1 protein-coding gene (cut by a window edge) is annotated in these 13776 nt (G+C 71.4%); it reads left to right on the forward strand.

Annotated features, from left to right (window positions below; genetic code table 11):
• Positions 1-13776: the 5' portion of a non-ribosomal peptide synthetase gene (locus C1701_RS17200; protein ID WP_103056250.1), read on the forward strand. 13785 nt of this gene lie beyond the right edge of the window; the window shows 13776 of its 27561 coding nt (coding positions 1-13776); its start codon is at positions 1-3; its stop codon lies off the right edge, out of view.

A 13776-nucleotide genomic window follows, 5' to 3' on the forward strand; every position in this document is an offset into this window, starting at 1 on the left:
GTGTCCGAGGTTCGGTACGTCAGGCAGCCCATCAGCGTTGGGCAGCGCGGGATCTGGCTGAGCCACCGGGTTGCCCCGTCGAACCCTCGCTTCGTGGTCGGCACGGTGGTGGACCTCGTCGGTCCGCTCGACGTCTCCGCGTTGGAGCGGAGCGTCGCCCGGGCCGTCGAGGACGCGGAGGCGGCCCGCTCGCGGTTCGACGTCGACGGTGACGAGGTGTGGCAGGTCATCACTCCTCGGGGGAAGGACGTCCTGCGGGTACGGGACTTCTCCCGAGCGGACGACCCTCGGGCGAGGGCGGACTCCTGGGTGCGGGCCAACATGCGGGAGCCGCGTGACCCCGCGGCCGACGGCCTGGTGACGCACACCCTGGTACGACTGTCCGACGACTCCCACCTGCTTCACCTGGCCGCCCACCACCTGGTGATGGATGACGCCGGGCTCGGGGCTCACCTGGCCCGGATCGCTCGCGTGTACGGCGCGTTCGTCGGCGGCGAGGAGCCACCGGCGGTGGACACGGTGCCCCTGGCGGAGATCAACGCCTCGGCGACCGCGTACCTGGCCTCTGCCGACTACCACAGGGACCGGGAGTACTGGCGCACATCCCTCGCTGGCCTCACAGGTCCGACGTCGCTGGCCGGGTTGGTGCCCGCGCCCGCCGCCCCGGAGCGGGGCGCCGCCCGACCGCTCGACGCCGACCAGGCGTGGCAGTTGCGCGCGCTGTCCGAAGCGGAGGGGATCTCCGTGCGGGCGCTGCTGGTGGCCGCCGTGGTCTCCTACGTCTACCGCCTGACGGGCAACCGGGACGTCGTGCTGTCGGTTCCGCTGCCGTGCAGGGAGGACCCCGCCGTCGCGCGCACCCCGGCCATGGTGGCCAACGAACTGCCGTTACGTGTCGTGGTGTCACCGGAGACCACGTTCACCGGGCTCGCCCGGAGGGTGGCGGCCGCGCTGGAGGAGGTCACACGACACGGGCGTTTCCCGTTGGAGCACCTGCACCAGGAAATGGGCCTGGGTGGGAGTGGGTCGTCGCTGACGGGCGTGGCGGTGAACCTCGTTCCCGCCGCGACACCGAGGTTCGCGGGCCTGACCGCGGTGGGGAGTCCGCTGTCGTCCGGGCCGGTGCGGGAGCTGGAGATCAGCATCGAGACAGCCGAGGTCAGCACCGGCGGTGAACCGGTCGTGGTGTTCTCCGGGAACCCCGACGTGCACGGCGCCGACGAGGTCGAGGAGCACCACGAGCGGTGGACCCAGGCCCTGGCCGTCCTGACGGCCGCGCCGTCCGCGCGGATCGACGCGCTCGCGTCGGTCCTGCGTTTCCGGCCGCCGGCGCGGCACGAGGACGGGATCGCCGGGGAGTGGGCTCATGACGCTGCGACCGTGCCAGACGTGTTCGCCTCGCTGGTGCGCCGCACTCCGACCGCCGGTGCGGTGACCTTCGAGGGCCGCACCCTCACGTACGCCGAGCTCGACGCGAGGGCCAACCGCCTCGCCCGGTTGCTGACGGAGCGCGGCTGCGGTGTGGGCGAGCCCGTGGCCGTCCTCCTCCCCCGTTCGCTGGACCTGATCGTCGCGGTGCTGGCCGTGGTGAAGGCTGGCGGCGCCTACCTCCCGCTCGAACCATCCCAGCCCACCGCGCGGATCCGACGTGTCCTGGCCAGCGCATCCCCCGCTCTTGTCATCACTGACAGGCCGGCCCCGGGGCTCCCGGTGGACGTGCTCGCCCTCGGCACACCGGAGACCGCGTCGGCGTTGGCCACGCGGGCCGACACCGAACCGAGTCCCGCCGGTCTCACCGACCGCCACCCCGTGTACGTGATCCACACCTCGGGATCGACGGGGGAACCGAAGGGGGTGGTGGTCGAGCACCGCAATCTCGTGGCGTTGTGCCGCGCGGTCCGGGACGGGCACGGTGTCCTCGAAGACGACGTCTGGTCCCTGTTCCACTCCCCCGCCTTCGACTTCTCCGTCTTCGAGATCTGGGGTGCCCTGTTGAGCGGGGGACGCCTGGTCGTGGTCCCGGATGAGGTGACCCAGTCGGCACCGCGGTTCCGGGACCTGCTGGTCGCCGAGGGCGTGACCGTGTTGGCGCAGACACCCTCGGCGTTGGACCGGCTCGTCAGGCAGGAGGAGCAGGCTTCGGTGCTGCGGGAAGCGTCCTCGTTGCGACAGGTGATCGCCTGCGGAGAAGCGCTCCCCGTCGAGTTGGCCGCGCGGTTCGCCGAGCAGGTGGACGCGCCGTTGTTCAACCTGTACGGACCGACGGAGACGACCGTCATGGTGACGGGCCGCCGCGCCGACGGCGAAGGCGGTGTCGGCGGCCTGGTACCGATCGGCACCGCCCTCGACGGGGTCCAGGTGTACGTGCTGGACGACCACCTGCGGCGGACGCCCACCGGTGTCGTGGGCGAGTTGTACGTGGCGGGCGCACACGTCGCTCGGGGATACATCCACCGTCCTGGGCTGACCGCGTCGCGGTTCATCGCCGACCCGTTCGACTCCGGGCGACGGATGTACCGGACCGGTGACCTCGCCCGGTGGAACACCGTCGGCGAGTTGGAGTTCGTCGGACGCGCGGACGAGCAGGTGAAGCTGCGCGGTCACCGCATCGAACCCGCGGAGGTCGAGGCCGCACTGCTCGCCCAGCCCTGGGTGCGCCAGGCCGTCGTCGTCGCGCGGGAGGACCGGCGTGGGGACCCGCGCCTGGTGGGGTACGTGGTACCGGCCCAGGACGTGGCGGGAGGCGTTTCCGAGGACGACACCGTCGACCGGTGGCGGCAGGCGTTCGACGCGCTTCCCGCTCGGTCGTCCTCGGCGGCCTTCGGCGAGGACTTCACCGGGTGGGACAGCACCTACACCCGGCGGGCCATCCCGCTGACCGAGATGCGCGAGTGGCGCGCCGCCGCGGTGGCCCGCGTTCGGGAGGGCGCGCCGCGCCGAGTCCTGGAGATCGGGGTGGGATCGGGCCTGCTGTTGTCCGAGCTGGCGGATACCTGTGAGGAGTACTGGGGAACCGACCTGTCCCAGGAGGTGATCGACCAGCTCGAGGAGCGGGTCGTCCGGGCCGGACTGGCGGGCCGGGTTCAGCTGCGGTGTCGTCCCGCCCATGATCTCGGCGGTCTGCCGACCGACCACTTCGACACGGTCGTCCTCAACTCGGTCGTGCAGTACTTCCCTGGTACGGGGTACCTGGACCGGGTGCTGGATTCGGTGCTGGACCTGGTGGTGCCGGGCGGCCGCATCGTGATCGGGGACGTGCGCAACGCGTCGACTCTCCACGCCCTCCACACCGCCGTCGAACGGGCCCAGGGGCGGGGCGGGCCGGGTCTGCCGGTCGGTGCCGCGCGGGCCGCGATGCTCGAGAAGGAACTCGTGCTCGCACCGGGCTGGTTCACGGCCTTCGCCGACCGTGACGGACGAATCGGTGCCGTCGACATCCGCCTGAAGCGGGGTGCGCACCACAACGAGCTGACCCGGCACCGCTACGAGGTGGTGCTGCACAAGGCTGGAGTGGAGGCGCTGCGGCTGGAGACGGCAACTCGTCTGGAGTGGGGGGTGGACCTGGCTGGTTGGGAGGACCTGCCCACCGCGCCGGAGGCCCCGGTTCGGGTGGCTGGAGTCCCGAACGCCCGGCTGCGTGGCGAGTCCGAGGATCCCGGCGACGACGCGATCGACCCGGAGGACGTGGCACGCTGGGCCGCCGAGCGCGGTCTTCGCGCGCTGCTGACGTGGTCGGAGTCGGATGCGTTCCACTTCGACGCGGTCCTGGTCCCCGACTCCGACGACCACCGCCCGGTGGCGGGCCTCTGCCTCGCGGGTGATGCCACCACGAGCGATCCCACCTGGGCGGAGGCCGTGCGTCGGCACGTGGACTCGACGAGGACCGCGCTGGCCGAGACGCTGCCGGCGTACATGGTGCCCGCCGTCATCGTGGCGGTCCCGGCCATTCCGTTGAACGCGAACGTGAAGGTGGACCGCGCCGCGCTGCCCGCGCCGGCGTTCGGCTCGAGCGGGGGGCAGGCTCCCCGCACGCCGCACGAACGGCTCCTGTGCGACCTCTTCGCGGAGGTGACCGGAGCACCTGACGTGGCCGTCGGCGACGACTTCTTCGCGCTGGGCGGGCATTCCCTGCTCGCGACACGGCTGGTGAACCGGATTCGTGCCCTCCTCGACAGGGAGGTCCCGATCGCGGCGCTGTTCGACCGTCCCACGGTCCGCGAGTTGGCCGAGTTGATCGCGGGTGGTGGGAGGGCGCGGCCCGCGCTGGTCCCGATGCCCCGCCCGGACCGGGTGCCGATGTCGTTCGCGCAACGGCGGATGTGGTTCCTGCACGAGCTGCGGAACCAGTCACCCAGCTACAACATGCCGTTGGCACTGCGGTTGACCGGTGACCTCGACGCGGACGCGATGCGCGACGCGCTGGGGGACGTGGTCGCTCGTCACGAAGCGCTGCGCACCGTGTTCGCGGTCGACGACGGCGGCCCGAGCCAGCTCGTGCTGGCCGCGTCCGAGGTCGCTCCCCCGTGGGCGGTACTCGAGGTGGAGGAGCCGGAGCTGCCGGAAAGGGTCGCCGAAGCGGCTCGCCGGAGCTTCGACCTGTCCGCGGAACCACCGGTACGCGCCGTGCTCTTCCGGGTCAGCGCCACGGACCACCTGCTGTTGTTGTCGCTGCACCACATCGCTGGTGACGGCTGGTCGATGGGACCGCTGGCCCGCGATCTCTCAGTCGCCTACGCGGCCCGCCGAGCCGGCGTCGAGCCGGCGTGGGAACCGCTTCCGGTGCAGTACGCGGACTACACGCTCTGGCAGCGCGAGTTGCTCGGTGAGCGGTCCGATCCGGACAGCCTGGCCGCTCGGCAGCTGGAGTACTGGACGGATCAGCTGGCGGATCTACCGGAGCTGGTGAGCGTCCCCGCCGACCGGCCGAGGCCCGCCGTGGCCCTCGGTCGGGGTGGGCAGGTCGGCACCCTGTTGCCCGCCGAGCTCCACCGCGCGCTGGCACGATTGGCGCGGGATACCGGCGCGACCGTCAGCATGGTGTCGCAGGCCGCCACGGCGGCCCTGCTGAGCAGGCTTGGGGCCGGTGCGGACGTGCCGCTGGGCGTGCCGGTCGCCGGTCGCACGGATCAGGCGCTCGACGACGTGGTCGGCTTCTTCGTCAACACCCTGGTGCTGCGGGTGGACACCGGGGGCGACCCGTCCTTCGCGACGCTCGTCGACCGTGTGCGGCGAACCGCACTGGCCGCCCACGCTCACCAGGACGTGCCGTTCGAGCACGTCGTCGACGCGATCAACCCGCGGCGGTCCCGGTCGCGCAACCCGTTGTTCCAGGTCGCCGTCGTGTCGCAGAACCTGCCGGGTGCGGGTTTCGACCTGGCGGGGGTGACGACGGAGGCCCGGTGGGTGGGGACGGACACGTCACGCACCGACCTGGCGTTGAACTTGACCGAGCGATACGACTCCTACGGGGAGCCCTCGGGAATCGACGTCATCGCGGAGTACGACACCGACCTGTTCGACGAACACACCGTCCGGGCCCTGCTCGACAGGTGGGAACGGCTGCTGCGGGAGGTGTCGGCGCGCCCCGACCGTCCGGTCGGCGGCGTCGACCTGCTCGACGCGGCGGAACGGGAACTGGTGCTGGTCGAGTGGAACGAGCGCGGTCCGGTGCCGGCTCCGGTGTCCCTGCCCGACCTGTTCGCGGCACGGGTGGCCCGGGACGCCAATGCCCTGGCGGTGGTGGCTGATGATGTGGAGCTGTCCTACGGTGAGCTGGACGCGCGAGCCAACCGGCTGGCGCACTGGCTGGTAGACAAGGGCGCGGCTCCGGAGACCGTGATCGGTGTCCGGATGTCGAAGTCCCGCGACTCGGTCGTGGCCACGCTGGCGGTCATGAAGACGGGCGCGGCCTACCTGCCGCTGGACCCGAACTACCCGGCCGAACGACTCGGGTTCATGCTGGCTGACGCCCGGCCCTTGCTGGTCCTCGACGAGGACTCCGTGCGTCAGAACCTCGATGGATGGCCGTCGGACGCCCCCGAGCGGGTGGTGCGTCCCGACGGCTCCGCCTACGTCATCTACACGTCGGGCTCGGCGGGCAGGGCCAAGGGCGTCGTCGTGACCCACCGGGGTCTGGCGGCGTTGGCGGCGGCCCAGATCAGCCGGTTCGCGATCGACGAGGGCAGTCGTGTCCTCCAGTTCACCTCGATGAGCTTCGACGTGTCAGTGGCTGACCTGTGCATGGCACTGGCGGCGGGTGCGACGCTCGTGCTGCCGGGACAGGACCGCCTGGTGGGCGGAGCCCTGCTGGACGTCCTCCTCCGCCACCGGGTCACGCACGTCCAGCTGCCGATGTCCGTGCTGCAGACCATCCCCACCGACAGCCCTGGTTCCGACCTTCCTGACCTCGTGACCGCCGTCGTCGGCGGCGAGGTGTCCTCGTCCGAGGGGGTGGCCCGCTGGTCGGCGTCCCACCGCCTGGTGAACGCCTACGGTCCGACCGAGACCACGGTGTGCGCGACGATCAGCGACCCGTTGGACGGGACCGAGGCACCCATCGGGACCCCTATCGCCGGTACGCGCGTGTACGTGCTCGACGACCGGCTCCGGCCCGTGCCCGTGGGCGCGGCCGGAGAGCTGTACGTCGCGGGTGAGGGCGTGGCCAGAGGCTACCTGGGGATGCCCACGCTCACCGCTGAGCGGTTCGTGGCAGACCCGTTCGGGTCTGCCGGTTCGAGGATGTACCGCACGGGTGACCTGGTCAGGTGGTCGTCGGAGGGCCTGCTGCACTTCGTGGGACGCGCCGACGAGCAGGTCAAGGTCCGCGGCTTCCGAGTGGAACCGGGCGAGGTGGAGGCCGTGCTGCGGCAGCAGCCGGCCGTGGCCGACGCGGTGGTCGTGGCCCGGGAGGAACGGCCGGGCGACCGACGTCTGGTCGGGTACGTGGTCCCAGCCGGGGACGACCACGACCATGCCGCGCTGTTGGGGGCGCTGGCCCGGCGGCTGCCGGACTACCTGGTCCCGTCCGCTCTCGTGACCGTCCCCGAGATCCCGGTGACACCGAACGGCAAGGTCGACCGCAGGGCGCTACCGGCGCCCCGCTACGGCTTCGCGACGACCGGTCGGGCGCCCCGCACCCCGCACGAGGAAATCCTGTGCGGCCTGTTCGCCCAGGTGCTGGGGGTCGAGGCTGTCGACGCCGGCGCGGACTTCTTCGCGATGGGAGGTCATTCCCTGCTCGCCACCCGGCTGGTGGCGGAGGTCCAGCGGGTGTTCGCGGTGGACCTGCCCGTTGGGGAGCTGTTCGACGCTCCCACCGTGGCCCTCCTCTCCGCGCGGCTCACCCGCGGCGGTGCCGCACGGGTACCGCTGACGGCGACGGAGAGACCACGGCTCGTCCCGCTGTCCTTCGCTCAGCAACGGCTGTGGTTCCTGCACGAACTCGACGGTGCGTCCGCCACCTACACCGTCCCGTTCGCGTTGGAGTTCTCCGGGGACGTCGACACCGACGCCCTGCACGCCGCGGTACTCGACGTGGTCGACCGGCACGAAGCGCTGCGCACGACCTTCACCGAGGTGGACGGGACACGGTGGCAGCAGGTCCGGGACACCTCGGACCTGCCCTCGGCACCCCGCGAGCACCTGGTGAGCGAGGAGCGGCTCGAACCGCTGTTGCGGGAGCTGGCGTCGGAGACCTTCGACCTCGCCGAGGAGATCCCCCTCCGGTGGTGGGTGGTGCGTACCGACGGCGGGGCGTGCCTCCTGGTGCTGTTGGCGCACCACATCGCGGTGGATGGCTGGTCGATGCGGCCGCTGACCCGCGACATCGCCTCCGCCTACGTGGCGCGCCGCGGCGGCGGGACCCCCGAGTGGGAACCGTTGCCCGTCCAGTACGCGGACTTCACGGTCTGGCAACGCGGCGTGCTTGGCTCCGGGACGTCCCCGGGGAGCGCCGCGTCAGACCAACTGGCGTACTGGCGGGACGCGCTGGCCGGGGTTCCCGAGGAAATTCCCCTGCCCGCTGACCGACCCCGCCCAGCGGCTCCCTCCAACGGCGGAGGACGAGTGCTGTTCGAGGTCCCCTCTGAGCTCAGCACCCGGCTGGCCGCCCTCGCTCGCGATGCGGGCGCCACGATGCACATGCTCGCCCACGCGGCCGTCGCGATGCTGTTGTCCCGGCTCGGCGCCGGCACCGACATCCCGTTGGGCGCCCCCGTCGCCGGGAGGACGGACCACGCGGTGGAGGACCTGGTCGGGTTCTTCGTGAACTCCGTGGTGTTGCGGGCTGACCTGACCGGCGACCCAAGCTTCACCGAGGTCCTCGGTCGGACGCGGGCCACCGCGCTCGCCGCCTACCGGAACCAGGACGTCCCCTTCGACTGGGTGGTCGACGAGGTCAACCCGGCCCGCTCAACCGCGCGACACCCGCTGTTCCAGGTGATGGTGGAATTCGACCCCGCTGACCAGTACCAGCTCGCCGGGGCGTTCGACGCGGTCGCGGGGTTGGGCGTCACCGCCCGCACCATCGACACCGGCATGGTTCCCTTCGACCTGTCCGTGGTGTTCGCCCAGGATGGGGGCGGGCGGCTGACCTACGCCGTCGAGTACGCGTCGGACCGGTTCGACCGAGCGACCGCCGAACGTCTCGGCCTTCGGCTGCTCCGGTTGCTGCACACGGTCGCGGAGCGGCCGGATCTCCCGTTGAGCGGTGTCGACCTGCTGGATCCGGGCGAGCTGCGCCGGATGCTGGTCGAGTGGAACGACACCGCCACCCAGGTCGAACCGGTCAGCGTCATCGACCTGTTCCACCGCCAGGTGGCCCGCGGGCCGAACTCCGTCGCCGCGGTGCGCGGGAGCGAGTCGCTCACCTACGCCGAACTCGATCGCAGGGCCAACCGCCTGGCTGGACTGCTGGTGGAGGCGGGGGTGGCACCGGGAGCGCGGGTGGCGATCCTGCAGGAACGCTCACTCGACCTGTTGGTGTCGACGGTGGCCGTGCTCAAGGCCGGTGCCGCCTACGTCCCGTTGGACCCGACGCAGCCCGAGGCGAGGTCGCGGTGGACCGCGGAGGACGCCGACGTCGTGCTGCTGCTCACCGACCGTGCTTCGACCGCCGTGGCGCCGGCCGGCATCGGTACCGTGCGGATCACCGACGAGGGGGTGACGGACGGGTACCCGGACATCCGGCCTGAGGTCACCACCCACCCCGAACAGGCGGTGTACGTCATGTACACCTCGGGGTCGACGGGAACCCCGAAGGGCGTGCTCAACACGCACCGCAACGTCGTGCACCTGGCGACCAACTCGTACTGGGGCCGGGGGAACCACGACGCGGTGCTGATGCACTCCCCGTTCGCGTTCGACGCGTCGACCTTCGAGATCTGGGTTCCGCTGCTCACCGGCGGCACCGTGGTCGTCGCCTCCCCCGGCAGGCTCGGCGCCGCCGAGTTCGCTGACGCGATCACCGAGGGCGGCGTGACCGGACTGTTCGTCAGCGCGGGTCTGTTCCGCACGCTGGCCGACGAGGACCCGGGGTGCTTCGCCGGGGTCCGGGAACTGTGGGCGGGCGGTGACGTGGTGTCCCAGGCGGCGGTGAGCCGCGTCCTGGAGGCCTGCCAGGGGATCGTCGTCGCCAACGAGTACGGGCCGACGGAGACCACGGTGTTCTCGTCGGTGAATCCGATGTCCCGAGGTGACGAGGTCCCCTCGACGGTCCCCATCGGACGACCGTTGTGGAACACGGGGCTGTACGTGCTGGACGAACGGTTGCGGCCGGTACCGCCCGGGGTCACCGGGGAGCTGTACATCGCCGGGGCTGGTGTCGCACGCGGGTACTGGCGACGTGCCGGGCTCACCGCCGCGAGGTTCCTCGCCTGTCCGTTCGGTTCCCCGGGCGACCGCATGTACCGGACGGGAGACCTGGTGCGGTGGACCGAGTCAGGTGAGCTGGTCTTCCTCGGCAGGATCGACGAACAGGTCAAGATCCGCGGTTTCCGCATCGAACCGGGTGAGGTCGAGTCGCTGCTGGTCGCGGAACCCGGTGTCGCCGAGGCGGCGGTCACCGTGCGGGAGGAGCCGCCGGGTGACAGGCACCTCGTCGCCTACGTCGTCCCGGACGGCACGGGACCGTGCGAGCCGGACGTGTTGCGATCCGCGCTGGCCAGGGTCGCGCCGGACTACCTGGTCCCGTCAGTGGTGGTGGTCCTACGGGAGTTGCCGCTGACCCGGAACGGGAAACTGGACCGCGCCGCGCTGCCCGCTCCGGACCGAGGTGTCCCGACACGGGGTGCGGCACCGGCGGGAACCCCTCGTGAACGAGCGCTCTGCGAGTTGTTCGGCCAGGTCCTCGGGGTCAGCGACGTGGGCGTGGACGACAACTTCTTCGCGATCGGTGGTCATTCGCTGATGGCGGCCCGCTTGGCCAGCAGGGTCCGGGCCGAACTCGGGGTCGAACTGCGAATTCGGGTGATCTTCGACTTCCCCACCCCTGCCGGCATCGCCGCGCGGCTCGACGCGTCCGGCCCGGCCCGGCCGGCGCTGGGCCCTCTGCCCCGTCCGGAGATCGTGCCGCTGTCGTTCGCGCAGCGGCGCATGTGGTTCCTGCACCGGCTGGAGGGCAGGTCCGCCACCTACAACATGCCGTTGGCGTTGCGGCTGAGCGGCCGGTTGGACCGCGTGGCGCTCCAAGCCGCCGTCGCGGACGTCGTGGGACGTCACGAGGCCTTGCGCACGGTGTACCCGGACAGGTCGGGTGAACCCCACCAGGTCGTCCTCGAGCCGGACGCGGCCGTGGTGGACTGGCGGGTCGAGGCGGTGCCGACGGCCCGGCTGGACGAGGTGTTGTCCCGGTACGCGCGTGAGGTCTTCGACCTGTCGCGCGAGGTACCCGTGCGCGCCAGGTTGTTGGAGACCGGCGGCGACGAGCACGTGCTCCTCCTGGTCGTCCATCACATCGCCGCCGACGGATGGTCGATGGCGCCGTTGCTGGAGGACCTGAGCTCCGCCTACGACGCGAGGCGACGCGGCGCACGACCGGGCTGGGCCGAGCTGCCCGTCCAGTACGCCGACTACACGATGTGGCAGCGGAACCTGCTGGGTGTTCCCGACGCTCCGAGCGAGTTCCTGGAGCGGCAGGTGGACTACTGGACGGCCCAGCTGGAGGGTGTTCCGGGCCGGTTGCGGTTGCCCTCGGACCGCCCGGCGCCGGCGACGGCGTCCTACCGCGGTTCGTTCGTCTCCGCCGAGTTCGACGGTGAGGTGCAACGTGAGCTCGCCGCGTTGGCGAGCGCGACCGGTGCCACGGTGTTCATGGTGTTGCAGGCCAGCCTCGCGGCCCTGCTGACCAGGTTGGGGGCGGGCACCGACGTGCCCATCGGGTCACCGATCGCCGGCCGCGCCGACGAAGCGCTCGACCCCCTGGTCGGGTTCTTCGTCAACACCCTGGTGCTGCGGACCGACACCTCGGGCGACCCGGGCTTCTCCGAGCTCGTCGCGCGTGTCCGCAACCGGGCATTGGCCGCCTACGCGCACCAGGACGTGCCGTTCGAGTACCTGGTGGAGCGGATCAACCCGGACCGCTCCGCCGGTCACCACCCGTTGTTCCAGGTCGCGTTGGCGCTGCAGAACGCCCCGACCGGCTCCGTGTCGCTGCCGGACCTCACGGCGCGCGGGGTGTGGGCGCACACCGGGACCTCCCGGTTCGACCTGTTGTTCTCGCTGACCGAACGAGCGGGTGGCGCGGGGATCGAGGTCATGCTCGAGTACTCGACCGACCTGTTCGACGAGTCCGGGGCGCGCGACCTGGTCGACCGGTGGGAGCGGTTGCTGCGGGGCGTGCTGGCCGACCCCGGACGCTCCATCGGATCGGTACCACTGCTTTCCCAGCAGGAGTGGGCCGAGGAGACGGGGAACCCCGGGCTGGCGGGACCAACCGTGCCGACGCCCGTTGTGGACGACCTCGCCGAACTCTTCGCCGCCCAGGTCAGGAGAACGCCGGGCTCGGTCGCCCTGGTGGACGACGAGATCAGCCTGACGTACGCCGAGGTGGACGCCAGGGCGAACAGGCTGGCGCACTGGCTGCGTGCGCACGGGGCCGGGCCGGAACGGTTCGTCGGCGTGCTGTTGCCCCGGTCGGTCGACCTCGTGGTCGCGGTTCTCGCGGTGCTGAAGTCCGGATCGGCCTACGTTCCGCTGGACCCCGACTACCCGGAGGACCGACTGGAGCTGATCCGCCGCGACACCGGCCTCGTCGCGGTCGTGGACGCGGATTCCGTGCGCTGGTCCCTCGACCAGTCACTTCCCGCCACCGACCCTCCCCGTGGCACGACACGCGCCAACGCGGCCTACGTGATCCACACCTCCGGTTCGACCGGTACGCCGAAGGGGGTCGTCGTCCCTCACGGCAACGTCCTGCGCCTGCTCGCCTCCGCCGGTCAGCTCTTCGACGTCGGACCGGACGACGTGTGGACCCTGTTCCACTCCACGTCCTTCGACTTCTCGGTGTGGGAGATGTGGGGAGCCCTCGCCTCCGGTGGTCGACTGGTCGTCGTCCCCTTCGAGGTCAGCCGCACTCCGACGAGATTCCTGCGCCTGCTCACCGAACACCAGGTGACGGTGCTCAGCCAAACCCCGTCGGCGTTCTACCAGCTGGCCGACACCGTGGTGGACTCGGCCGAACTCCCGCCGCTCCGGCTGCGCACCGTGGTCTTCGGTGGTGAGGCACTCGACGTCGACCGCCTCGCGGCCTGGCGCGAACGGTTCGGCACCGGAGGCCCGGATCTGGTCAACATGTACGGCATCACCGAGGTCACCGTCCACGTGAGCCACCTGGTACTCGGCGACGTGGCGGAGCGCGGCCCGGGGTTCAGCCCGTTGGGTGGACCGCTGCCCGGCCTCCGGGCCCTCGTGCTGGACGAGGGTCTCCGCCCAGTACCTCGAGGAGTCGCCGGCGAGCTGTACGTGGCGGGAGAACAGGTGGCCAGGGGTTACCTGGGCAGGCCCGGCCTGACGTCGAGCCGGTTCGTCGCCGACCCGTTCGTCGGGAACGGGGCCCGCATGTACCGGACCGGCGATCTGGTGCGCCGGGATCGCGGCGGCAGTCTGGAATTCGTCGGACGCGTCGACGACCAGGTCAAGATCCGGGGCTTCCGCATCGAGCCAGGGGAGATCGAGACGACGCTCCGCCAGCACCCGGGCGTCCGGCACGCCGCTGTCGTCGCGCGGGAGGACCAGGCCGACGACCGCCGTCTCGTCGCCTACGTCGTTCCCGCGGAGCGGCCCGGCGGTGATGGCGCCGAACACGTCACGGAGTGGCGCGAGACCTACGACTCGGTTTACACGCGGCCGAACGACCTCGCTTTCGGCGAGGACTTCACGGGATGGGACAGCTCGTACACGGGCCAGCCGATCCCCTTGGAGGAGATGCGGCGGTGGCGGGAGGACATCGTCTCGCTGATCCGGTCCTACCGGCCGGCGCGGGTGTTGGAGATCGGGGTGGGCTCGGGCCTGCTGCTCTCCCAGTTGGCCGACGACTGCGAGGTGTACTGGGGCACGGACTTCTCCGGAGCGGTCATCGACCGGTTGCGTGGCCAGGTCGCCACGGCGGGACTGGCCGAGCGGGTGGTGCTGCGGTGCCAGGCCGCCGACGTGGTCGACGGGTTACCGGCGGGCTTCTTCGACACCGTGGTGATCAATTCGGTGGTCCAGTACTTCCCGAGCGGGGACTACCTGGAGCGGGTGGTCGACGCCGCGCTGGCCCTGGTGGCGCCGGGTGGGCGT

The sequence above is a fragment of the Actinoalloteichus sp. AHMU CJ021 genome (genome assembly GCF_002895405.1).
Taxonomy (GTDB): domain Bacteria; phylum Actinomycetota; class Actinomycetes; order Mycobacteriales; family Pseudonocardiaceae; genus Actinoalloteichus_B; species Actinoalloteichus_B caeruleus.